The organism is Pseudomonas fungipugnans (assembly GCF_029955235.1).
Lineage (GTDB): Bacteria > Pseudomonadota > Gammaproteobacteria > Pseudomonadales > Pseudomonadaceae > Aquipseudomonas > Aquipseudomonas fungipugnans.
This window is the reverse complement of record NZ_JARBWL010000001.1, coordinates 2,689,748-2,712,522: the sequence shown is the minus strand read 5'-3', so window position 1 is coordinate 2,712,522 and position 22,775 is coordinate 2,689,748. Positions and strand designations below refer to the sequence as shown.

Below are 22,775 nucleotides of genomic sequence, written 5' to 3'. Positions count from 1 at the left end.
CTCCAATGCTGCGGAGTTGTCATGCTGATCAAAGTCTCCAAAGCGTCTGATTGCCATGAGTCAGACGTCACGCCTGAATCTCTCTATCTCTCTCGTCGCAACGTGCTAGGCGCGGCCATGGCCGGTTTGGCTGTGAGCGGTCTTCCCCGTTGGGCCTGCGCCGACGAAGCTGCTCGTTATGCCGACGTTGAGCCGGATAATGCGCCGTCCTGGTTTACCGGCAAACTGCCCTCTACCCAATGGGGAGCGGTGAACGTCAAGGATGAAGCGATCACGCCGTTCAAGGATGCGACCCACTACAACAACTTCTATGAGTTCGGCACCGATAAGGGCGATCCGGCAGCGAATGCCGGCGCGCTGAAAACCGAGCCATGGAGCGTGGTGGTTGACGGGGAGGTTGGCAGGCCGGGGCGGTATGCGCTGGAAGACTTCATGAAGCCTTATCAGCTGGAGGAGCGGATCTACCGTCTGCGCTGTGTTGAGGCCTGGTCCATGGTGATTCTCTGGATCGGGTTTCCCCTTTCGGCTTTGCTCAAGGAAGTCGAGCCAACGTCCAATGCCAAATACATTCGCTTCGAAACCTTGCAGGACCCCAAGACCATGCCAGGGCAGCGATCAGGTTTTGCCTTGATCGACTGGCCTTATATAGAAGGGCTGCGTCTGGACGAGGCGATGAATCCATTGGCCATTCTGGCGGTGGGCATGTACGGGCGTGAGCTGGCGAATCAGAACGGTGCGCCGTTGCGGCTGGTGGTGCCTTGGAAGTACGGCTTCAAGAGTATCAAATCCATCGTGCGAATCAGTCTGGTCAGCGAGCAGCCAAAGACGACCTGGCAGAGTATCGCGGCGGACGAGTATGGTTTTTATGCAAACGTGAACCCGACGGTTGATCACCCGCGCTGGACCCAGGCGCGGGAGCGGCGTTTGCCAAGTGGCCTGTTCAAGCCCAATGTGCGTGACACGCAGATGTTCAATGGTTACTCCGATGAGGTGGCCTCTATATATGCAGGGCTCGATTTGCGGAAGAACTATTGATGCGATATCCGTTCTGGCGTGTGGGTGTCTTCATTGCGGCGGCAGTGTGGCCATTGTTTTGGTTGTTTCAGGCCTGGACTGAACAGTTGGGGCCTGATCCAGGCAAGGTGCTGGTTGACAGGCTTGGGCTGGGGACGCTGGTACTGTTGCTGATCACGTTGAGCATGACGCCTTTGCAGAAATTGACCGGTTGGGCGGGGTGGGTCTCGGTCCGTCGCCAGTTGGGGTTATGGTGCTTTGCGTATGTGGTCCTGCATCTGAGTGGCTACACGGCGTTTATTCTTGGTTTCGACTGGTCGCAGCTGGGGGTCGAGTTGCGCAAGAGGCCTTACATTATTGTCGGTATGCTGGGGTTTCTTTGTTTATTGATGTTGGCGTTGACCTCCAATCGCTATAGTCAACGGCGGTTGGGCGTTCTCTGGAGGAAGCTGCATCGGCTGGTCTATTTGGTTCTTGGGCTGGGTTTGTTGCATATGTTGTGGATTGTTCGTGCCGATCTGAAGGAGTGGGTGGTTTACGCTTCTATAGGGGGGCTGCTGTCAGTGCTGCGTTTGCCGCCTGTAACCCGTCGAATCCCTCGCTTAACAGTTAAAAAGTCATCTTCTGCAACAAAAGCGTAATCAGTGCTTGACGGCAGATTCTGGAAGTCTATAATTCGCCCCACTTCCGGCGCAGTCGAAACGGAAAACTCCTTGGTAAACAAAGAGTTACGCAGTTTTCGACAGCGAGTTGCTTCAGGTCATCGAAGCCCAGAAGGAGTTGAAAGAGTGGTGTTGTTTTGCTCTTTTAACGGTTCGATCTTCTCGGTCGAAAGCGGAGAAAAAGAGGTGTTGACAGCAGCGTGTAACGCTGTAGAATTCGCCTCCCGCTAACGAGAGATCGGAAGCGCAAGTGGTTGAAGTTGCAAAGGAAACTTTGAAAACTTCTGAAAATAACCGCTTGACAGCAACAGAGGCTGCTGTAGAATGCGCGCCTCGGTTGAGACGAAAGATCTTAACCAACCGCTCTTTAACAACTGAATCAAGCAATTCGTGTGGGTGCTTGTGGAGTCAGACTGATAGTCAACAAGATTATCAGCATCACAAGTTACTCCGCGAGAAATCAAAGATGTAACCAACGATTGCTGAGCCAAGTTTAGGGTTTCTTAAAAACCCAAAGATGTTTGAACTGAAGAGTTTGATCATGGCTCAGATTGAACGCTGGCGGCAGGCCTAACACATGCAAGTCGAGCGGCAGCACGGGTACTTGTACCTGGTGGCGAGCGGCGGACGGGTGAGTAATGCCTAGGAATCTGCCTGGTAGTGGGGGATAACGCTCGGAAACGGACGCTAATACCGCATACGTCCTACGGGAGAAAGCAGGGGACCTTCGGGCCTTGCGCTATCAGATGAGCCTAGGTCGGATTAGCTAGTTGGTGAGGTAATGGCTCACCAAGGCGACGATCCGTAACTGGTCTGAGAGGATGATCAGTCACACTGGAACTGAGACACGGTCCAGACTCCTACGGGAGGCAGCAGTGGGGAATATTGGACAATGGGCGAAAGCCTGATCCAGCCATGCCGCGTGTGTGAAGAAGGTCTTCGGATTGTAAAGCACTTTAAGTTGGGAGGAAGGGCATTTACCTAATACGTAAGTGTTTTGACGTTACCGACAGAATAAGCACCGGCTAACTCTGTGCCAGCAGCCGCGGTAATACAGAGGGTGCAAGCGTTAATCGGAATTACTGGGCGTAAAGCGCGCGTAGGTGGTTCGTTAAGTTGGATGTGAAATCCCCGGGCTCAACCTGGGAACTGCATTCAAAACTGACGAGCTAGAGTATGGTAGAGGGTGGTGGAATTTCCTGTGTAGCGGTGAAATGCGTAGATATAGGAAGGAACACCAGTGGCGAAGGCGACCACCTGGACTGATACTGACACTGAGGTGCGAAAGCGTGGGGAGCAAACAGGATTAGATACCCTGGTAGTCCACGCCGTAAACGATGTCAACTAGCCGTTGGGAGCCTTGAGCTCTTAGTGGCGCAGCTAACGCATTAAGTTGACCGCCTGGGGAGTACGGCCGCAAGGTTAAAACTCAAATGAATTGACGGGGGCCCGCACAAGCGGTGGAGCATGTGGTTTAATTCGAAGCAACGCGAAGAACCTTACCAGGCCTTGACATCCAATGAACTTTCCAGAGATGGATTGGTGCCTTCGGGAACATTGAGACAGGTGCTGCATGGCTGTCGTCAGCTCGTGTCGTGAGATGTTGGGTTAAGTCCCGTAACGAGCGCAACCCTTGTCCTTAGTTACCAGCACGTTATGGTGGGCACTCTAAGGAGACTGCCGGTGACAAACCGGAGGAAGGTGGGGATGACGTCAAGTCATCATGGCCCTTACGGCCTGGGCTACACACGTGCTACAATGGTCGGTACAGAGGGTTGCCAAGCCGCGAGGTGGAGCTAATCCCAGAAAACCGATCGTAGTCCGGATCGCAGTCTGCAACTCGACTGCGTGAAGTCGGAATCGCTAGTAATCGCGAATCAGAATGTCGCGGTGAATACGTTCCCGGGCCTTGTACACACCGCCCGTCACACCATGGGAGTGGGTTGCACCAGAAGTAGCTAGTCTAACCTTCGGGAGGACGGTTACCACGGTGTGATTCATGACTGGGGTGAAGTCGTAACAAGGTAGCCGTAGGGGAACCTGCGGCTGGATCACCTCCTTAATCGACGACATCAGCTGCTCCATAAGTTCCCACACGAATTGCTTGATTCATTGAAGAAGACGATAAAGAAGCAGCCTTAACAGGTTGTAGCTTGGTTGGTTAGAGCGCACCCCATGCTTGGCGGTAAAGAGCAGGGTGAGGTCGGCCTTATAGCTCGAAATTGGGTCTGTAGCTCAGTTGGTTAGAGCGCACCCCTGATAAGGGTGAGGTCGGCAGTTCGAATCTGCCCAGACCCACCAATTTTGTGTGGGAAACGCCTGTAGAAATACGGGGCCATAGCTCAGCTGGGAGAGCGCCTGCCTTGCACGCAGGAGGTCAACGGTTCGATCCCGTTTGGCTCCACCACTAACTGCTTCTAGCGTTTAAAGCTTAGAAATGAGCATTCCATCATTGTGATGGTGAATGTTGATTTCTAGTCTTTGATTAGATCGTTCTTTAAAAATTTGGGTATGTGATAGAAAGATAGACTGAACGTTACTTTCACTGGTAACGGATCAGGCTAAGGTAAAATTTGTGAGTTTAATCGCGAATTTTCGGCGAATGTCGTCTTCACAGTATAACCAGATTGCTTGGGGTTATATGGTCAAGTGAAGAAGCGCATACGGTGGATGCCTTGGCAGTCAGAGGCGATGAAAGACGTGGTAGCCTGCGAAAAGCTTCGGGGAGTCGGCAAACAGACTTTGATCCGGAGATGTCTGAATGGGGGAACCCAGCCATCATAAGATGGTTATCTTAAGCTGAATACATAGGCTTAAGAGGCGAACCAGGGGAACTGAAACATCTAAGTACCCTGAGGAAAAGAAATCAACCGAGATTCCCTTAGTAGTGGCGAGCGAACGGGGACTAGCCCTTAAGTGGCTTTGAGATTAGCGGAACGCTCTGGAAAGTGCGGCCATAGTGGGTGATAGCCCTGTACGCGAAAATCTCTTAGTCATGAAATCGAGTAGGACGGAGCACGAGAAACTTTGTCTGAATATGGGGGGACCATCCTCCAAGGCTAAATACTACTGACTGACCGATAGTGAACTAGTACCGTGAGGGAAAGGCGAAAAGAACCCCGGAGAGGGGAGTGAAATAGATCCTGAAACCGTATGCGTACAAGCAGTGGGAGCCCACTTTGTTGGGTGACTGCGTACCTTTTGTATAATGGGTCAGCGACTTATTTTCAGTGGCGAGCTTAACCGAATAGGGGAGGCGTAGCGAAAGCGAGTCTTAATAGGGCGTCTAGTCGCTGGGAATAGACCCGAAACCGGGCGATCTATCCATGGGCAGGTTGAAGGTTGGGTAACACTAACTGGAGGACCGAACCGACTACCGTTGAAAAGTTAGCGGATGACCTGTGGATCGGAGTGAAAGGCTAATCAAGCTCGGAGATAGCTGGTTCTCCTCGAAAGCTATTTAGGTAGCGCCTCATGTATCACTGTAGGGGGTAGAGCACTGTTTCGGCTAGGGGGTCATCCCGACTTACCAAACCGATGCAAACTCCGAATACCTACAAGTGCCGAGCATGGGAGACACACGGCGGGTGCTAACGTCCGTCGTGAAAAGGGAAACAACCCAGACCGTCAGCTAAGGTCCCAAAGTTATGGTTAAGTGGGAAACGATGTGGGAAGGCTTAGACAGCTAGGAGGTTGGCTTAGAAGCAGCCACCCTTTAAAGAAAGCGTAATAGCTCACTAGTCGAGTCGGCCTGCGCGGAAGATGTAACGGGGCTCAAACCATACACCGAAGCTACGGGTATCACTTAGGTGATGCGGTAGAGGAGCGTTCTGTAAGCCTGTGAAGGTGAGTTGAGAAGCTTGCTGGAGGTATCAGAAGTGCGAATGCTGACATGAGTAACGACAATGGGTGTGAAAAACACCCACGCCGAAAGACCAAGGTTTCCTGCGCAACGTTAATCGACGCAGGGTTAGTCGGTCCCTAAGGCGAGGCTGAAAAGCGTAGTCGATGGAAAACAGGTTAATATTCCTGTACTTCTGGTTATTGCGATGGAGGGACGGAGAAGGCTAGGCCAGCTTGGCGTTGGTTGTCCAAGTTTAAGGTGGTAGGCTGGAATCTTAGGTAAATCCGGGATTCTAAGGCCGAGAGCTGATGACGAGTGTTCTTTTAGAACACGAAGTGGTTGATGCCATGCTTCCAAGAAAAGCTTCTAAGCTTCAGGTAACCAGGAACCGTACCCCAAACCGACACAGGTGGTTGGGTAGAGAATACCAAGGCGCTTGAGAGAACTCGGGTGAAGGAACTAGGCAAAATGGCACCGTAACTTCGGGAGAAGGTGCGCCGGTGAGGGTGAAGGACTTGCTCCGTAAGCTCATGCCGGTCGAAGATACCAGGCCGCTGCGACTGTTTATTAAAAACACAGCACTCTGCAAACACGAAAGTGGACGTATAGGGTGTGACGCCTGCCCGGTGCCGGAAGGTTAATTGATGGGGTTAGCTAACGCGAAGCTCTTGATCGAAGCCCCGGTAAACGGCGGCCGTAACTATAACGGTCCTAAGGTAGCGAAATTCCTTGTCGGGTAAGTTCCGACCTGCACGAATGGCGTAACGATGGCGGCGCTGTCTCCACCCGAGACTCAGTGAAATTGAAATCGCTGTGAAGATGCAGTGTATCCGCGGCTAGACGGAAAGACCCCGTGAACCTTTACTATAGCTTTGCACTGGACTTTGAATTTGCTTGTGTAGGATAGGTGGGAGGCTTTGAAGCGTGGACGCCAGTTCGCGTGGAGCCAACCTTGAAATACCACCCTGGCAACTTTGAGGTTCTAACTCAGGTCCGTTATCCGGATCGAGGACAGTGTATGGTGGGTAGTTTGACTGGGGCGGTCTCCTCCTAAAGAGTAACGGAGGAGTACGAAGGTGCGCTCAGACCGGTCGGAAATCGGTCGTAGAGTATAAAGGCAAAAGCGCGCTTGACTGCGAGACAGACACGTCGAGCAGGTACGAAAGTAGGTCTTAGTGATCCGGTGGTTCTGTATGGAAGGGCCATCGCTCAACGGATAAAAGGTACTCCGGGGATAACAGGCTGATACCGCCCAAGAGTTCATATCGACGGCGGTGTTTGGCACCTCGATGTCGGCTCATCACATCCTGGGGCTGAAGCCGGTCCCAAGGGTATGGCTGTTCGCCATTTAAAGTGGTACGCGAGCTGGGTTTAGAACGTCGTGAGACAGTTCGGTCCCTATCTGCCGTGGACGTTTGAGATTTGAGAGGGGCTGCTCCTAGTACGAGAGGACCGGAGTGGACGAACCTCTGGTGTTCCGGTTGTCACGCCAGTGGCATTGCCGGGTAGCTATGTTCGGAATAGATAACCGCTGAAAGCATCTAAGCGGGAAACTAGCCTCAAGATGAGATCTCACTGGGACCTTGAGTCCCCTGAAGGGCCGTCGAAGACTACGACGTTGATAGGTTGGGTGTGTAAGCGCTGTGAGGCGTTGAGCTAACCAATACTAATTGCCCGTGAGGCTTGACCATATAACACCCAAGCAATTTGCTGACTCGAAAGAGCACCAGATTGCGGTGTGTGAAGACGAAACGAACCGAAAGTTCGAGAAACAAACACACAAATCTATCGCATACCCATTCGCTGGAGCGTGATCCGTAAGGAACACGAGCTGGCTACCGAATTTCTTGACGACCATAGAGCATTGGAACCACCTGATCCCATCCCGAACTCAGCAGTGAAACGATGCATCGCCGATGGTAGTGTGGGGTTTCCCCATGTGAGAGTAGGTCATCGTCAAGATTAAATTCCGAAACCCCTATCTGCGTATGCAGGTAGGGGTTTTGTTTTTGTCCGAAGAAAAATTCTTGTACCGATTACGGCACAAATTTGCACAGTTATTTTCGACTCGGAACACTAGAATAGGCCCCTCTTTTCGGAAACAGAGCCTTTATGCCTGAGCCGCTCGACGCCCCAGGGCTGTCAGAAATACCGCTGGAAAACCTGGTGGCGTGTCATGAGTGTGACTTGCTGATGCGCAAGCCGGAACTCGCCCATGGCGAGAAAGCTCTTTGTCCACGTTGCGGTTACGAGCTTTATGCCCATCGGCACAATGTCGTCCAGCGCAGCCTTGCTCTGGTCATCGCGGCATTGCTGTTGTACATCCCTGCGAACTTTTTACCCATCATGCAGCTCAATCTACTCGGGCAATCGTCGCAAGACACTGTCTGGAGCGGCGTTGTCGGCCTGTTCGATACCGGCATGCAAGGCGTCGCAGTGATTGTGTTCCTGTGCAGCATGGGGATCCCGCTACTCAAATTGCTCTGTCAGCTCGCCGTGTTGTTGAGCATTCGCTTCGATGTCGGGCGTGGCTACGGTTTATTGCTCTACCGCATTTACCACCATCTCAAAGATTGGGGGATGCTCGAGGTTTACCTCATGGGCGTGCTGGTAGCGATCGTAAAACTGGCCGATATGGCAGCCATCACCGTGGGCCTTGGCCTGGGATGTTTCGTCAGTCTGTTATTGGTTCAGGTCTGGTTGGAGGTTGTGATGTCACCTCATCAGATCTGGCAGGCTTTATCAGGAGAAGATGCCCATGCGGGCGATTGATGCGGGCATTTTGATCTGTACCGAATGCCATGAGTTGAACAAGCAGGACGCCGATACCGAGGAGCAGCTCTGCACCCGTTGCGGTGCGTTGGTTCATGCACGGCGCCCAAACAGTCTGGCGCGTACCTGGGCCCTGCTGATTACCGCTGCCATTCTCTATATCCCGGCCAATGTGCTGCCGATCATGACAGTCAGCTCCCTGGGGCAAGGCGATCCCAGCACCATCATGTCGGGTGTGATCCAACTGGTTCAGCACGGCATGATCCCGATCGCCGCCGTGGTGTTTATCGCCAGCATTCTGGTGCCGACCTTCAAACTGGTGGGCATCGCACTGCTGTTGTTTTCAGTGCAACGTCGCCAGCCGCTCTCGGCACGCCAACGCATCTGGATGTACCGCTTTATCGAGTTCATCGGTCGCTGGTCGATGCTCGACATCTTTGTGATCGCCATCCTCGTAGCGGTCGTGAATTTCGGACGGCTTGCCAGTGTCGAAGCCAATCTTGGCGCTATCGCTTTCGCCAGTGTGGTGATTCTGACCATGCTGGCCGCAGTAACTTTCGATCCCCGACTGATTTGGGATAACACGGAGTCGGACGACGACCATGACTGATTTGCCTAACGCTAAAACCCGACCGGCTTCGAACTGGTCCGCCATCTGGGTATTGCCCCTGATTGCCCTGATCATTGGTGGCTGGCTCGGCTGGCGTGCCTACAACGAGACCGGGATCGAGATTCAGGTTCGTTTCGAAAGCGGTGAAGGCATCCAGGCCAACAAGACCGAAGTGGTCTACAAAGGCATGTCGGTCGGTAAGGTAAAAAACCTCAAGCTTGATGACGAAGGCAACTCCAAAGGGGTGATCGCCACCGTCGAGATGAACAAGGATGTGGAGCGCTACCTCAAGACCAACACACGCTTCTGGCTGGTTAAACCAAGTGTGACCCTGGCCGGTATCACCGGGCTGGAAACCCTGGTGTCGGGCAACTATGTGGCCGTCAGCCCTGGCGAAGGCGAGCCGACCCGCAAGTTCAAGGCCCTGGCGGAAGAGCCACCGTTATCGGACTCCAAGCCAGGCCTGCACCTGACCATCAAAGCTGATCGCCTTGGCTCCCTGAACCGTGGCAGCCCGGTCTTCTACAAGCAGATCAAGGTCGGCCAGATCAAAAGTTACGTCTTGTCCGAGGACCAGAGCACCGTTGAACTCAAAGTGTTCATTGAGCCCACCTACGCCAATCTGGTGCGCAAACACACGCGCTTCTGGAACGCCAGTGGCATCAGCATCGACGCCAACCTGTCCGGTGTGAAAGTGCGTAGCGAGTCGCTGGCCAGCATCGTTGCTGGCGGTATTGCCTTCGCTACGCCGGAAAACCGCAAGGACAGCCCGCCGACTGATCCGAGCCTGCCTTTCCGTCTCTATGAAGACTTTGATGCCGCCGCGGCCGGTATCCGGGTCAAGGTCAAGCTCAGTGACTTCGAAGGCCTGCAAGCTGGTCGCACCCCGGTGATGTACAAAGGCATCCAGGTTGGCAATCTGAAAGCACTGAAGATCGATCCAGACCTGTCCGGTGCCACCGCCGAACTGACCCTTGATCCATTGGCCGAGGACTATCTGGTGACCGGCACTCAGTTCTGGGTGGTCAAACCGTCGATTTCCCTTGCCGGCATCACCGGCCTGGAAGCGTTGGTCAAAGGTAACTACATTGCCGTTCGCCCCGGCGACAAGGGTGCCACGCCACAACGGGAATTCGTGGCTCGGCCCAAGGCACCGCCGCTTGATCTGCGTTCGCCGGGTCTGCATCTGGTGTTGTTCACCGAGAACCTGGGGTCGCTGGAAGTCGGCAGCCCGATTCTCTACAAGCAGGTCAAGGTTGGTTCGGTCCAGAGCTATCAGTTCTCCAAGACCAAGAAACAACTGATTATCGGCGTGCATATCGAGAAGGAATACGAAGGCCTGGTCAACGCCTCGACGCGGTTCTGGAATGCCAGTGGCATCACCTTGAGCGGCGGATTGACCGGCGGTATTCAGGTCAAAAGCGAGTCGTTACAGAGTTTGATGGCTGGCGGTATCGCCTTCGAGACCCCGGAAGCCAAGGCGCCGCTGCAAAAGAAAATTCCGCGTTTCCGTCTGTTCGCCAGCCATGACGATGCCAGTCAGAAGGGCGCCGTAGTGACCATCAAGGTTGATCGCGCCGATGGCCTGCGCACTGGCACGCCGATTCGCTTCAAGGGCCTGGACGTCGGCAAGATCGAAGATGTCGACCTCAGCGATGATCTGCAATCGGTAATGCTGACTGCACGCATCACCGAAGTGCCAGAACGCATCGCGCGGGCGGGCAGTCAGTTCTGGGTGGTCAAACCTGAACTGGGCTTGATCAAGACATCGAATCTGGAAACACTGGTGACCGGGCAATACATCGAAGTACAGCCGGCTGCGAAGAATCTCGGCCCGCAGAAAAACTTCGTGGCCCTGGCCAACCCACCGGAAGCTACCAAACAGGAAGCCGGTTTGAGTCTGGTACTGAGCGCAGCTCGCCGTGGTTCACTGAAAACCGGCGTGCCGGTGACGTACCGCGAAATCACCGTGGGCAAGGTGACCGGGTATGAATTGGGCCAGACGGCGGATCGTGTACTGGTGCACATCCTGATCGAGCCGAAATACGCACCACTGGTTCGCAGCGGTACACGTTTCTGGAACACCAGTGGCTTTGGTTTTGACTTCGGCCTGTTCAAGGGCGCGACCGTGCGCACTGAATCGTTGGAGACGATGATTCAGGGCGGAATCGCTTTCGCTACGCCGGACGGTGAGCGCATGGGCAGCCCGGCACGACCTGAGCAGACGTTCCCGTTGTTCGACAAGTTTGAAGATGAGTGGCTGACCTGGGCGCCGAAGATTTCGCTAGGCAAGTGATCTATCGGTGTTTGTGCTGCCGCCATCGCGAGCAAGCTCGCTCCCACATTTGATCTGCTGTGTGCACAAAATCTGTGAACGATGCTAACCAATGTGGGAGCGAGCCCGCTCGCGAAGAGGCCCTAAAGAACACCGAAAATCACAGCCCACAAAAAAGGCCGCAATCCATTGGATCGCGGCCTTTTTTGCATCTGACGGTTCACATCAGACCGCATCCAGCTCCGGCTCGTCAGCTTCAACGTTGACCGTCGGCTTCACCTCGTCATGCCGGCGAATGTACTTCCAGTCTGCCTCATCGATGTAGATCCCGTTCGGCCCGCTGCCGCCTTCCAGGTCAATCGCCACACTGGCGCAGACCTGCGGCTTCACGCTCGCCAGAATCGGCACGAAGCCCAGCTGCAAACTGGTTTCCAGCAACGCGGCCTGGTTCTTCTCATCGATGTCCGCCGCCTCGTCGAGGTAGTACGGAAGGCGCACGCGACCGGCCTGGTCGCGGTCCATCAAGTGCAGCAACAGGTACATGTTGGTCAGCGCCTTGATGGTCATGGTGGTGCCGTTGGAGGCGGCGCCATCGATGTCGGTGTGAATCACCGGCTGGCCATTGACCTTGGTGATCTCGAACGCCAGCTCGAACAAGTCCTTGAGGCCGAGCTGGTTGTGGTTCGCGGCCACCAGCCGTGCCAGGTACTCCTTGGCTTCTTCGTTTTTGTTGTCCTGATCGGCGCTTTGGCTCAGGTCGAAGACGGAAAGTGTTTCACCTTCTTCGTACTGACCGGCGCTGTGGATGATCTGGTCGATGTGTTTCAGCGCTTCCTTGTTCGGCGCGAGCACGATGCGGAAACTCTGCAGGTTGGAGACCTGACGCTTGTTGATCTCGCGGTTGAACAGCGCCAGTTGATGCTCAAGGCTGTCGTAGTCACTGCGGATGTTTCGCAGGGTGCGGGCGATGTCAGTCACGGCGGCACGACGCGCCTTGCCCAGGGTCAGTGCTTCGTCGGTACGGTGCGCATAGGCGTTGATCAGCAGTTGCAGGCGACGCTCCATATCGTCTTCGCTGTCGAACTTGGCCACGCCCTTGAGGCGGACCTGCGCATACAGCGCGTCGATCTGGCCGTCGCTGCGCAGCAAACCCTGCCAGCTGTCCTGATAGTCGTTGAGCAGCGGCAGCAAGTTGTCCATGGAATCGTCGACCGGGTCCATGAACGGCGTGCCGAACGGCATGTCTGCCGGCAGCAACTGACGGCGGCGCAGGGCGTCGTCGAGGGTGCGTTGCTTGGCTTCCATGTCACCGATCTGGCGGCCGACCAGTTGCAGCTTGGCCGACAGCTGCTGGACGCGTTCGGTGAAGGCGTCGCTGGAACGCTTCAACTCGTCCTGCGCCGCTTCCATCTGCGCCAACTGTTCCAGCTTGTCGCCTTCCTCGGCGCTCAGTGTTTGCGCGCGGCGGAAGTCTTCCAGGGCTTTCTGCGCGTCCAGCACTTGCTGGTACAACGCTTCGGTCTGGGTCTTGCTCGCGGCGCGGTCGGCGGCCACGGCCTGCTGGGTTTTGAGTTGCTTGAGTTCTTTTTCCAGACGCTCTTTCTGATCGCGCAACGCCGCGCGGTCTGCCAGCGCTTGCAGGGCCGGTGGCTCGATGTGCGAAATGTCGATGGACAGCCCCGGCACTTCGAAGCGCTCGCCTTTGAAACCGTCGAGGATCAGTTCCATGGATTTGACCCACTGACCGTCTTCATCCAGCGTAATGCCATGCTCACCCAGTGGCAGGCTGAACAACGCACTGTTGAACAAGCGCATCAGGCGCTCGACATCCTGTTGCGAGAACTCTTCGCGCAGACGGGCGTAGCTGTTGTTGTCGGCATGATCGAGTTGCTGTTTCACCGACTTCAGGCGTTTTTCCAGATCGCGCAGACGCTCTTCCAGGTCTTCAGCAGTGAACTGCCGCGACTGTGCCAGCGCACCGGCCAGTTCATCGTGCGCATCCTTGGCCGCGAGCAATTGTTGCTCCAGGACCTTGACGTCATCGACCAGCGCGAAGCGATGCTTGAGTACCGACAGCTCACCAAGCCAGCGCTGAATGCCGGTGATTTCCCGTTCCAGACGCATCAATTCCTGAGTGCCGCCACGCTGATCGTTTTGCAGGGCGTCCTGCTCGTTGCGGTAGTGCTCGGCCTGGATGGTCAGCTCTTCCTTGCGCGCACTGGCGTAGTCCGACCAGGTGCCGAGCAGCGAATCGAGCAGCGGCGAGATGCGATGCAGCTTGCCGCGCAGGATATTGCGCTGGGCAACGCCTGAGGCCAGTGCCTCGACCAGCGGGCCTGCGGTGACCAGCGAGTTGTAGTCCTGCTCCATGCGTCTTACATCGCGGAACGCTTCTTCACACGCGGCAATGTAATCGACGCTGCCGGAGCGCAGGCTGTGTTCGAAGGCATCGAGGAACAGCTGCTTGAGCTTGGCTGCCGTGATTTCGCGCATGTGCAGCAAGTTGATGAACAGTGCGCGGAAAGTCTTGAGGCTTTGTTCGCTGGTAGAGCGCAGCGGGATCAGCGTCAGGTCCAGCGGGATCGAGGTGTGGCCACCGACCAGCAAGCGACGCAGTTCATCCGGCTTGAGTTCATAGGCTTTCAGGCCTTCGCGCTCAAGGTTGTTGAACAGCTCTTTCTGACGCAGACAGGTGTCGTTCTTCTGGTAGTGAGCCAGGTCGAGCTTGCCGGCATAAGCAAAGAACTGGTGACCGAAGCCGCCGCCCGGGCCGCGACCGACCACGCCGATCACGTGCGGGCCATGAGGCAGCGACACTTCGACGAGGATGTAACTGGTGTCCGAGGCAAAGTAGAAACGCCGGGATTGCTCCAGGCTGTACTTGCCGAAACTCATGTCCGACATGCGCGCCAGGATCGGGAACTGCAAGGCGTTGATCGATGCGGATTTACCGAGGTTGTTCGCGCCATAGACCGACAGTGGCTCTTCCAGCGGGAACAGCCCGAGGCTGTAACCGGCGGTGTTCAAAAGGGCGAAGCGGCGAATGCCGTAGCGTTCCTTGCTCATGCGTCGGTCTCCTGTTCTTCGGCGATGGCGCGGGCCATGGCGTCTTCTTCGCTTTCTTCTTCGAAGTCACTGAGGTCCAGCGGGTCGTCGGTTTGCAGCAATTTTTCATCGCTGTCTTCATCGATCAGCACCGGCACTGGTAACGGCAGCACGCTGTGCAGGCTGGCGGCGAGGTCGCGGTCTTGCTGGACCGACAGGCAGACGTCGAGGAAACGGTGCATCGGCGGCAGGAAACGGTAGATGCCGTTTTCTTCGCCGGCGAATCCGAGTTGGGTCATGCGACGCATGATTTTTTCTTCGAGTTCTTCGACGGTCTGCACTTCGGCCTGGATGAACAGGTCGCGGTACTTTTCCAGCAACGAGGGCAATTCATCGCGACCGAGGCTGCCACCGTCGAGTACGGCGACCGGGTCGCGGCCCTGGTCGGCCAGATGCTCGACGAGAATGAAGGTAAACAGTGCCAGACGTTGCGCAGTCTTGTTCACCGCCGCGGCGGCCAGATCCGGCACAAAGTAGTAGAAACCTCGGGTGTCGCAGACCAGTTCAAACCCCAGCGCCTTGAACAGCGTGCGGTACTGGTCCTGAAAGTTCGACAGTTGTGCGTACAGCTCCGGGTCGCGGCGGCTGACGTGGTAGCCCTTGAACAGCTCGCGAAAGATCGGCGCCAGCTGGGACAGTTCGGATAGATCAAGATGCATGGGGGATGCTCGCAGAATTCTCGGCGGCGCTGTCACTGGCCGAGAGCAGGGCGAAGGAGCGCAGGCTGACCTGATGCTCGTGAGTGTGGTAATCGCGGCGTTCCAGACGCTCGCGTTTGAAGCGTTTCTCCCGGGAAAGACGGGAGAACCAGTACAGCAATTCGTCGGTGGCGCCGTCCGGCTCCTGCTCCAGCAGCCAGGTCATCAGGTCCGGCATCGGCAGGGCGTTTTCGCAACGATCGAGCATTTCCCGAACCGTGCGTGGCGCGCGCGGCGCTTCGCCTTTCTGGGTCTTGTGGGCCTTGGGGAAGCGGGCCGGTTTCGGCTCGAAACGGGCCAGGGCGTAAACGTAGGCTTCGACCTGACTGGCGCTGCCCAGGAAAGTGCTTTGCGGTCGGGTGAACAACGGCATCGCAGCTTGCGGCACCGCATCGATGCCTTTACGACGAATCGCCGCCAGCGCCAGTGCGGCGCCGCGAGTCACGGCGTTGTGCCGGCGGGCTTCTTCACGCAGTGGCAGCAGCAGTTCCCGGGCATGACGCAGGGTCAGTTGGGCGCTGGTCTGCATTTCAAGGATGCGCGCGTGGGTGCGCAGCAGCATGTCGTCATCCACCAGATGGCCGAGGCGCTGCTGCTCGGTGAGCATCTTCAGCAGGACATTTTCGACCTTGCGCACGCCTTGTTCGAAGGCGCCGTCGGCGTTCACCAGCTGGATCATCGGTTCGACATATTCGTCCCAGGTCGCCAGCACTTCGGCATAACGCTGACGCAACGGGATCTGCCGGTCGCTGGTCTTGGCCCGCTCGGCGACGGCCACCAGGGCCTGTTCGTCGTTGGCAAGTTTTTTCAGGACGTCGCGTACGCGCATATCGAGCAAGCGCAACTGCCGCGCCAGGTCGTCGCCGTCGCGGATGTCGAAGGCGTCCTGAATGTAACCGGCCAGCCGTTCGAGGTGGCGCAGATAGGCTTCTATTTCCAGGCACAGGCCCAGACGGTGCTCACGGCGCAGGTAAGCAAGAAAGTCGTGGATCTGCGCATTGAGCTCGAAGCGGTTCGGGCTTTTCGCCACCGGCACCAGAATGTCGAGGCGGATCCACACGTCCAGCAGGCTGGTGATGTCCTGCGGTGTACTGTCCAGTTGCTGGGCCGCCAGTTGCGCGCGCAGTTCGTTGAGGCTCAGTGTGCCCTGGTCGAAGTGCTCGCACAGTGGTTCCAGAAGTGACCAGTGTTCAGCGAGGGCGCGCAAGACGCGCTTGGGTTCGATCATCGGAATGGCCGGCTGGTTGACGATTAAAAGCCGCGATTGTACTGCATCGGGGACGATGCGATTCACTCACGGGACGGGCTGTCGCCATTTTTCATCGGTGGAAAGACTATTGGTGAAGTCTATCGATCAACAGCGCGGGCGATCTTGAGCGAAGGGCGGTAGAATCAGTGCACTTTAGTTATCCACAAGTGGCCGACCTTTGCTTATCGAGTCCCGTCGCCGCGCTTATTTGACTGCCATGCAGGTGGTCAACTGGCTGCCGCGCACCGAATTGCCCTTTGCTGCGCCTTCGCGCCCCGAACTGCTGGAGGTGCTTGAGCCGTTGGTCATCGCCCCGGTAACGCCGGCTCCAGTGGCTGAAACGCCCGTGGAGCCGGTGGTCAAGCCGGCGGAGCGGGTGAAGATCGAGGTGCCACGGCCATCGCTCGCCAGCACGCGCACCAACGCCAAGGCCGAGGAAGAGGCTGCGCCGGTCGCGGTCAAGGCGCCGGTTGTGCCACCTCCGCGTTTCGCCCTGCAATTGCTGCGGGCCGGGCGCTGCCTGCTGCTGGTCGAGTTACCCACAGGCGAAGCGTTCCAGACCCGCGATCCGGCCTATCTGTTGCTCAAGGACATGCTTCGCGCCGCCGGCCTGCCGGACAGCCCGCAGATTGTCGGTGAACCCGTGCGCTGGCCGTTGCTGGTCCGGGGCACCATGGATCAGGGCCCGGAAGCGGCTCGTGACTTCGTACAAGGTTTTCTCTCGGCCCGGCTGGAAGATGCCCCGTGCGTCTGCCTGTGGCTGATCGGCCTGCCGGCGGTGCGCTTTGCCGGTGAGGCCAATGCTGAATCCTTCAACCGTGAACTCCAGGTCGAAGGCCTGGGCTCGGTCTGGGCCCTGCCGGGCCTGGAATTATTAATGGAAGAGCCACAGCGTAAGGCTGATGTCTGGCAAGCCATGCGTCGGCTGATGGCGCGCTGGAAAGAATCAAATGAGTGACGCTGTATCGTTCCGCCCGATGACCGAGGCGGACATGGACGCTGTACTGAAAATCGAATTCGCCGCCTACAGCCACCCATGGACGCGCGGGATTTTTCTCGACGGCCTGGGCAAGTACCAGATATGGCTGATGTTCGAAGGCTCGCAGCAGGTCGGCCACGGCGTGGTGCAGATCATCCTGGATGAGGCGCACCTGCTGAACATCACCGTCAAGCCGGAGAATCAGGGCCGTGGCCTGGGTTTGACGTTGCTGGAACATTTGATGTCCCGCGCTTATGCGGCTCAAGCTCGGGAGTGTTTTCTGGAAGTGCGCGACAGTAATCGTGGCGCGTTTCGGTTGTATGAGCGCTATGGATTCAACGAAATCGGCCGGCGTCGCGATTACTACCCGGCGGTGGGTGGGCGCGAAGACGCAGTGGTCATGGCCTGTACCCTCGTCGACTGACCACCTTTAAAAGCTTCGCGAGCAGGCTCGCTCCCACAGTTGATTGATGCCCATCGCAAATATTGTGACCGGCATAAAATCCAGCGCGGGAGCGAGCCTGTCAGGCACTGAAGATCAACGATTACCATCCATCGGAGCCCGCTTGGCCAGCTCCGCCTCATCCAGCCCGTTACCCCCGCCAATGTCATCTTCATCGACAATGCTCAAGTCCCAATCGGCCTGATCACCCTCGCCAGCTTCCCGGGCATCCCGTGCGCCATCTTCATGGATCAGGGTTTCCGGGCTCATATCATCGTCGGTAGGCTCGTGATCATCGGTCGATGCACCGGTCATGCCCGCTTCACGCACGCGTTCGGGGGGCATGAGTTGCTCGCGTTCGACTTCCGGCAGTTCGTCGCCGATTTTCGCAGTGGGTTCGTCCTCGTCGAAATCCAGCTCGTGCATCGAGCCCATGCGGTCTTCGTTGTCGTCGATGGGCTCGGGTTGCGTCGCATCGAACGGACGTCGTGAATCAGTCATGGCAATTCCTCATACTGTGGGCCTTACTAAGGTGGACCCGCCGGGCTCATGAGAATTCCGCCGGCCTGCCAGGCATCTTTATCAAGCGCGTGACCCCGACCGGTGGTCGACTGTCAAAGTTGCGCATCATTCTTGAGGCTTCATTGCATGAACGAATTACAAGATCTGATTGATAACAACGAGCGTTGGGCTGACGCGATCACCAAGGAAGATCCTGACTTCTTCGCCAAACTGGCCCGCCAGCAAACGCCGGAGTACCTGTGGATCGGCTGTTCCGATGCCCGTGTGCCGGCGAACGAGATTGTCGGGATGCTGCCCGGCGACCTGTTTGTACACCGTAACGTGGCCAACGTGGTGCTGCACACTGACCTCAATTGCCTGTCGGTGATTCAGTACGCGGTCGACGTGCTCAAGGTCAAACACATTCTGGTGACCGGTCACTACGGCTGCGGCGGCGTGCGCGCTTCCATGCAGGACCGGCAACTGGGCCTGATCGATGGCTGGCTGCGCTCGATCCGCGATCTTTATTACGAAAACCGCGAAGTGCTGGCCACGTTGCCGACCGAAGAAGAGCGGGTCGACCGCCTCTGCGAACTCAACGTGATTCAGCAAGTGGCCAACGTCGGCCACACCAGTATCGTGCAGAACGCCTGGCATCGCGGGCAGAGCCTGTCGATCCACGGTTGCATCTACGGCATCAAGGACGGTCGCTGGAAAAGCCTGAACGCGACGATCAGCGGTTTCGAGCAGTTGCCGCCGCAATACCGTCTGCGTCCAGTGGGTGCGCTGTAACTGGCATCAACCTGGAGTTCGCCGATGCCGACGCTGCAGAAACAGCATGCCCTCGGCATTCGGTGGCTCGTCATACCCGGTGATCCAGCCGCGACAGTTCGGTGTGCCGCACTGGCAGGCGAACTGTTGCAGCAGTTTGTCCTCGGTGGTGACGTAGTCCATGGTCAGCGAGTCGCCTTTGTGAATGTCCTTGAGTGACCACAGCCACAACTCGCTCATGTCGAGGAAGACATTGGGGTCGCAGGAGTGGCGCAGCAACCCGCAAAAGTCCGGGTCGTAGACATGAATGCCAGGGGCCAGTTGCCGGCTGTGCCGTGACCGATAAGGCAGTAAATGGCCCGAGGCACGGCAAATTCGGCAGATACGCATAAACTCGCGCAGGGCCGTAACGGCGACGGCTGCTCCGCTGGCGTCGTAGATGATTTCGAAGTCCGCCCGCGAGGGGAAGCCGAGACGCGTGGGAAGGCCGGCGGATGGATAGATGCCATCCGTTGATTGCGCCAGCGTCCCTGGCAGCACATGGGGATTCATAACGATCCTTGTAGTTGGGTGTTGCGAACTCCTTAAGCTGACGCTCCTGCCAGCCCTGCAACACGTGGGTACGCCTACAAGCCTCTCGCAAATGCAGTCATGGGTCTACTGTCAGAACTGACAGGCGCTAATGGCGCTTTGCCGCGTCAGCCAAAGCTCACACGGCAAAGCTTTTCATCGTGTTACAAACCAGGTGCCGGAACGGCGGCCTCGGGTGCGGGTGCCTGCAATTGCTTGAGCTGGGTCTTGATCGGCGTAGTTGCGCATTTCGCGGCGGCATCGGCCGGGCTCAGGTTGCGGATCGAGGTGTAGAACAACTCGCAGGTTTTTTCCTTCTGGGTGACTTGCCAGGTCTGGGTGCAGCTTTTCAACTGAGCGGACGGGTCGCTGCCCGGTTTGCTGCCCATGCCGGCCTGCCAGCAGGCGGCGCTCAAGTCCTGGCCCATGACTTTCAGGCCCGCTGCATCGGCCTTGGCCTGCGCATCGTCGCCGGTGTAGCTGGCCGGGTCGGCGGCGTACCAGATATAGCTCGGGTGGTTGGAGCCCAGCACCGGCACGTTGACCCCGGCGGTCGGAGTGATAGTCGCCAGGCCCAGCACGTTCACGGTCTGGCCGTATTGCTGCTTGATCCAGTTACGCACCGGCGCGCCGAAGGCAACCATCGGCAATGCGGCGCCGCTGGTGTTCTGGCTGACTTCCTTGACCATGGTGGTCTGGTAGTCCTTGAAGTAGTCGTAGACGCCTTCCAGGTCTTTGCCGGCTGTCGACGGCGCGGCAATTGGCGCAATGTCGATGATGGTCTGGTAACCCGGCGTTTGTGCGGTGGGAATGCCGTTATCGGTAAGCAGTGTGGCCCAGCGGTCGGTAGTGGCCGATTCCAGATAATCCTGCGCCTGCGTCAGCGAGTAGTCGGGTGGGAAGTGCAGCAGTTCGACGCTTTTGCGGTTTTCCAGGGCCATGCCCAGCGGCAGGAACAGATACCAGTTGAAAGCCCACTTGCCGTCGGCATTGAGCTTGCTGGCACCGGTGTACGCCAGGTCACCGGCATCGAGCAGCGCGGTCAGCGGTTTGTCATAACCGTCAGGAACGCCGCTGATGGCGGCGTACAGCTGACCGTTATCGGTTTTGACGCTGACTTTTGCGGCGTCGTAGCCATCGCGCTGCACGCTCTGGGTCAGGTAATGCTCGACAGTTTGCTCCAGCGTCCAGTTGCGGAAGCAGATCACGTTGCAATTGTTGGGGTAGGCAAACAACCGTGTGACGCGTTCGGTACTGCCCAGCTTCAGGTCAACGTCGGCGTGGGCAGCGGCGCTCAGGGTGAGCGCGGCGAGGGTCAATCCTGCGAGTTTGAACATGCTCAAATCCTTTTCAGTGTGGGCCCCTCCTGGTGGGGGCCGCGTCATACTGAATCAGCGTGAGCCGACAAAGAAGCAGTTGGTAACAGTTTTTTTGCGCGGGGTCGAAGCTGGCGGGTAATGAGCTATTTTTTGCTCGGAGCAAGTCGCCCGCTCCTGTGTAAGAGCGGGCTGATTTTTCTGTCAGACGGAGAAATGCAGGGCGTTGGTCAGGTCGCCCATGGGTTTCTGACCACGGGCGGTCATGGTGTCATCACGCAGTTTGAGGCCATCAAGCTTCTCTAGCTGGAACACCCGGGTGATCAACCGCAGGATCGACGCGGTGTCATACACCGTGTGATCCACCGTGCCCTTGCGTGAGAACGGCGAAATCACCAGCGCCGGGATGCGTGTCCCCGGGCCCCAGCGATCACCTTTTGGCGGAGCCACATGGTCCCACCAACCGCCGTTTTCATCGACGGTGATTACCACCACCATGTTTTTCCATTGCGGGCTCTGTTGCAGCACTTTAAGGGCGCGGACGATATGCCGGTCGCCCGAGGCCACGTCGGCGTAGCCGGCGTGCATGTTCAGGTTGCCCTGGGGTTTGTAGAAGGTCACCGCCGGCAGTTTGCCGGCCTCGGCGTCGGCGAGGAATTTGTTGGTACTCGACTCATCACCCAGGCCGCCGTCGCGCAGGCGTTTGCTGCGTTCTGCCGGGTTTTCCGGGCCTTGGCGCTGGAAGTAGTTGAACGGCTGGTGGTGGTACTGGAAATTCGGGATCTTCGGAATGCCGTCCGAATCCTTGTACTCGTCGATCGTGGCTTGCCAGGCACCGCCGTACCAGGCCCAGTCGACGTTTTTCTTCGAGAGCTTGTCGCCGATATGTTCGTGGGTCTGTGGTACCAGTACGCTTGGCATCGGTTTGGCGTAGTCCGGACGTTCCGTGTCACGGATCCAGGTCGGCCAATAGGGCGGCGCCATGGTGTTCACCGCGTAGCCATCGGGAGTCAGCGCACTCGGACCGAACTGCGGCGGGCCGGTCATGGCGCTGGCGGGGGAGGCGTCCAGTGGCTTGAGGCGGGTGTCGGTCGGGTCATCACTTTGCAGCGTGGCGATCTGCGGCTTGGCGATCGAGTTGGCGGCATCCGGGTAGAACGGCACCTGAGCGCTGATCAGGTATTGATGGTTCAGGTATGAACCGCCGAAAGCGCCCTGGAAAAAGTTGTCACACAGCACGAATTCACGGGCGACATCCCACAAACGCAACGAGTAGCGGGTCTGGGAGTAATGGCCCATGGTCAGGCCCCCGGAGTCGGCCCAGGCGACAAAACGGTCGTTCTTGCCACCGTTGATCTGCATCTGGTTCTGGTAGAACACATGCCACAGGTCGCGAGTGACCACGCTCAGCGGCAGGTCCTCGCCGTGCGGCCCCTTGAGGGCGTAAGGGGCGTTGGGCAGGTGTTCCTGATATTGCACGCCGCTGGGGTAGGTCACGCCATCCACGGTTTGCGGGCCGACCTGAGTGATGCCGCCCCAAACCGGTGGCATGCCCGGCAGCACACTGCCGTCGCGATCCTGTTGCACATAGTCGGCGGCCTTGAGGGCCGATAGCGGATTTTCCACGCCGGGGAAATCGGCAAACAGGTTATTGAAGCTGCGGTTTTCGCCGTAGATCACCACGACGTTCTTTACGTTTTCGTGCAGCGCTTTATCGAGTTCGGCGGGCGTCAGCGGGCGGTCGACAGGCTTGCCCGGCTCATCGCCCTGATTGCCACAAGCACTCAGGGTCGCCGCGCCGACACCCAATACCGCCACACCGCCGAGGAAACGGCGGCGGCTGGTATCGGTGGGTTGATCGGCTTCGGGGGAGGGAAGGTCGGTTCCGTCTTTGTTGTCGGTCATTCCAATTCCTTTTTCGAAATTGTTGCAATGTGTTTCGGCGGGACGCTAGCAGCGCAATGTGA

Annotated in this window: 15 protein-coding genes, 2 tRNA genes and 3 rRNA genes; 13 read left to right on the top strand and 7 right to left on the bottom strand. The window is 57.4% G+C overall.

Translation table 11 applies throughout. The features are described from left to right. Positions 1-21 precede the first annotated feature (21 nt). From msrP to POF45_RS11205, 10 genes are all read left to right on the top strand, one after another. Positions 22-1,035, top strand: coding sequence for a protein-methionine-sulfoxide reductase catalytic subunit MsrP (gene msrP / locus POF45_RS11250; protein WP_282315691.1), 1,014 nt, complete (start codon positions 22-24; stop codon positions 1,033-1,035). Further along, positions 1,035-1,655 (top strand): protein-methionine-sulfoxide reductase heme-binding subunit MsrQ, encoded by a 621-nt coding sequence (msrQ, locus tag POF45_RS11245; RefSeq protein ID WP_259496640.1) that lies wholly within the window; start codon positions 1,035-1,037, stop codon positions 1,653-1,655. The genes msrP and msrQ overlap by 1 nt, the downstream gene beginning before the upstream one ends. A gap of 544 nt (positions 1,656-2,199) precedes the next feature. Next, positions 2,200-3,738 (top strand): 16S ribosomal RNA (locus POF45_RS11240). Positions 3,739-3,900: 162 nt separating this feature from the next. After that, a tRNA-Ile gene (locus POF45_RS11235) sits at positions 3,901-3,977 on the top strand. Positions 3,978-4,007: 30 nt separating this feature from the next. After that, positions 4,008-4,083: transfer RNA gene (locus POF45_RS11230), tRNA-Ala, on the top strand. A gap of 236 nt (positions 4,084-4,319) precedes the next feature. Continuing rightward, positions 4,320-7,211: ribosomal RNA gene (locus POF45_RS11225) — 23S ribosomal RNA — on the top strand. Positions 7,212-7,366: 155 nt separating this feature from the next. After that, positions 7,367-7,482 (top strand): 5S ribosomal RNA (rrf, locus tag POF45_RS11220). Together the 16S, 23S and 5S rRNA genes with 2 tRNA genes alongside form the textbook arrangement of a ribosomal RNA operon. 150 nt (positions 7,483-7,632) lie before the next feature. Beyond that, entirely contained in the window at positions 7,633-8,292 is a 660-nt protein-coding gene (locus POF45_RS11215) for a paraquat-inducible protein A (RefSeq protein ID WP_259496639.1), read from the top strand. Beyond that, positions 8,279-8,902, top strand: a complete 624-nt coding sequence (locus POF45_RS11210) for a paraquat-inducible protein A (RefSeq protein ID WP_259496638.1) — start codon at positions 8,279-8,281, stop codon at positions 8,900-8,902. The genes POF45_RS11215 and POF45_RS11210 overlap by 14 nt, the downstream gene beginning before the upstream one ends. Then, on the top strand, positions 8,895-11,198 hold the full coding sequence (locus POF45_RS11205) for a PqiB family protein (RefSeq protein WP_259496637.1): 2,304 nt from the start codon (positions 8,895-8,897) through the stop codon (positions 11,196-11,198). The genes POF45_RS11210 and POF45_RS11205 overlap by 8 nt, the downstream gene beginning before the upstream one ends. A 204-nt stretch (positions 11,199-11,402) precedes the next feature. On the opposite strand, the gene mksF is transcribed toward POF45_RS11205, so the two are convergent. Genes mksF through mksB form a run of 3 tightly spaced genes read right to left on the bottom strand, consistent with a single transcriptional unit; the run spans position 11,403 to position 16,208 of the window. Next, complete coding sequence (gene mksF, locus POF45_RS11200; RefSeq protein WP_259496636.1) at positions 11,403-14,243, bottom strand: Mks condensin complex protein MksF; 2,841 nt, start codon at positions 14,241-14,243, stop codon at positions 11,403-11,405. Beyond that, positions 14,240-14,941 (bottom strand): Mks condensin complex protein MksE, encoded by a 702-nt coding sequence (gene mksE / locus POF45_RS11195; RefSeq protein ID WP_282315690.1) that lies wholly within the window; start codon positions 14,939-14,941, stop codon positions 14,240-14,242. The genes mksF and mksE overlap by 4 nt, the downstream gene beginning before the upstream one ends. After that, positions 14,931-16,208, bottom strand: a complete 1,278-nt coding sequence (gene mksB, locus POF45_RS11190; RefSeq protein ID WP_259496634.1) for an Mks condensin complex protein MksB — start codon at positions 16,206-16,208, stop codon at positions 14,931-14,933. Before mksB ends, mksE begins: the two co-directional genes overlap by 11 nt. A gap of 238 nt (positions 16,209-16,446) precedes the next feature. Between mksB and POF45_RS11185 the strand changes: the two genes are divergently transcribed. Continuing rightward, positions 16,447-17,187, top strand: a complete 741-nt coding sequence (locus tag POF45_RS11185) for a P-loop NTPase family protein (protein ID WP_282316031.1) — start codon at positions 16,447-16,449, stop codon at positions 17,185-17,187. After that, positions 17,180-17,632 carry a ribosomal protein S18-alanine N-acetyltransferase gene (gene rimI, locus POF45_RS11180; protein ID WP_259496633.1) on the top strand — a complete coding sequence of 151 codons (453 nt, stop codon included), beginning with the start codon at positions 17,180-17,182 and terminating at the stop codon, positions 17,630-17,632. The genes POF45_RS11185 and rimI overlap by 8 nt, the downstream gene beginning before the upstream one ends. A 114-nt stretch (positions 17,633-17,746) precedes the next feature. Here the strand turns inward: rimI and POF45_RS11175 are convergent, their stop codons facing one another. Then, positions 17,747-18,151: a serine kinase/phosphatase gene (locus POF45_RS11175; RefSeq protein ID WP_282315689.1), complete on the bottom strand. Its 405-nt coding sequence runs from the start codon at positions 18,149-18,151 to the stop codon at positions 17,747-17,749. 147 nt (positions 18,152-18,298) lie between these two features. Here POF45_RS11175 and can point away from each other — a divergent pair, with 147 nt between their 5' ends. Beyond that, entirely contained in the window at positions 18,299-18,943 is a 645-nt protein-coding gene (gene can / locus POF45_RS11170) for a carbonate dehydratase (protein ID WP_259496631.1), read from the top strand. A gap of 6 nt (positions 18,944-18,949) precedes the next feature. Here the strand turns inward: can and POF45_RS11165 are convergent, their stop codons facing one another. The 3 genes from POF45_RS11165 to POF45_RS11155 form a co-directional block, all read right to left on the bottom strand. Further along, entirely contained in the window at positions 18,950-19,474 is a 525-nt protein-coding gene (locus tag POF45_RS11165) for an SET domain-containing protein-lysine N-methyltransferase (protein WP_259496630.1), read from the bottom strand. Between the two features lie 182 nt (positions 19,475-19,656). Continuing rightward, the gene (locus POF45_RS11160) at positions 19,657-20,829 is read right to left on the bottom strand and encodes a hypothetical protein (protein ID WP_282315688.1); all 1,173 of its coding nucleotides are present in this window, start codon (positions 20,827-20,829) and stop codon (positions 19,657-19,659) included. Between the two features lie 183 nt (positions 20,830-21,012). After that, on the bottom strand, positions 21,013-22,713 hold the full coding sequence (locus POF45_RS11155; RefSeq protein ID WP_259496628.1) for an acid phosphatase: 1,701 nt from the start codon (positions 22,711-22,713) through the stop codon (positions 21,013-21,015). Positions 22,714-22,775 lie beyond the last annotated feature (62 nt).

Excerpts from the sequence above, each read along its gene's own strand:
- msrQ (WP_259496640.1), top strand. The coding sequence starts at position 1,035 with ATGCGATATCCGTTCTGGCGTGTGGGTGTCTTCATTGCGGCGGCAGTG.
- POF45_RS11165 (WP_259496630.1), bottom strand. The coding sequence starts at position 19,474 with ATGAATCCCCATGTGCTGCCAGGGACGCTGGCGCAATCAACGGATGGC.
- POF45_RS11155 (WP_259496628.1), bottom strand. The coding sequence starts at position 22,713 with ATGACCGACAACAAAGACGGAACCGACCTTCCCTCCCCCGAAGCCGAT.
- mksB (WP_259496634.1), bottom strand. The coding sequence starts at position 16,208 with ATGATCGAACCCAAGCGCGTCTTGCGCGCCCTCGCTGAACACTGGTCA.
- POF45_RS11160 (WP_282315688.1), bottom strand. The coding sequence starts at position 20,829 with ATGTTCAAACTCGCAGGATTGACCCTCGCCGCGCTCACCCTGAGCGCC.
- POF45_RS11205 (WP_259496637.1), top strand. The coding sequence starts at position 8,895 with ATGACTGATTTGCCTAACGCTAAAACCCGACCGGCTTCGAACTGGTCC.
- POF45_RS11215 (WP_259496639.1), top strand. The coding sequence starts at position 7,633 with ATGCCTGAGCCGCTCGACGCCCCAGGGCTGTCAGAAATACCGCTGGAA.
- can (WP_259496631.1), top strand. The coding sequence starts at position 18,299 with ATGAACGAATTACAAGATCTGATTGATAACAACGAGCGTTGGGCTGAC.
- POF45_RS11175 (WP_282315689.1), bottom strand. The coding sequence starts at position 18,151 with ATGACTGATTCACGACGTCCGTTCGATGCGACGCAACCCGAGCCCATC.
- rimI (WP_259496633.1), top strand. The coding sequence starts at position 17,180 with ATGAGTGACGCTGTATCGTTCCGCCCGATGACCGAGGCGGACATGGAC.
- mksF (WP_259496636.1), bottom strand. The coding sequence starts at position 14,243 with ATGAGCAAGGAACGCTACGGCATTCGCCGCTTCGCCCTTTTGAACACC.
- mksE (WP_282315690.1), bottom strand. The coding sequence starts at position 14,941 with ATGCATCTTGATCTATCCGAACTGTCCCAGCTGGCGCCGATCTTTCGC.
- POF45_RS11210 (WP_259496638.1), top strand. The coding sequence starts at position 8,279 with ATGCGGGCGATTGATGCGGGCATTTTGATCTGTACCGAATGCCATGAG.
- msrP (WP_282315691.1), top strand. The coding sequence starts at position 22 with ATGCTGATCAAAGTCTCCAAAGCGTCTGATTGCCATGAGTCAGACGTC.
- POF45_RS11185 (WP_282316031.1), top strand. The coding sequence starts at position 16,447 with ATGCAGGTGGTCAACTGGCTGCCGCGCACCGAATTGCCCTTTGCTGCG.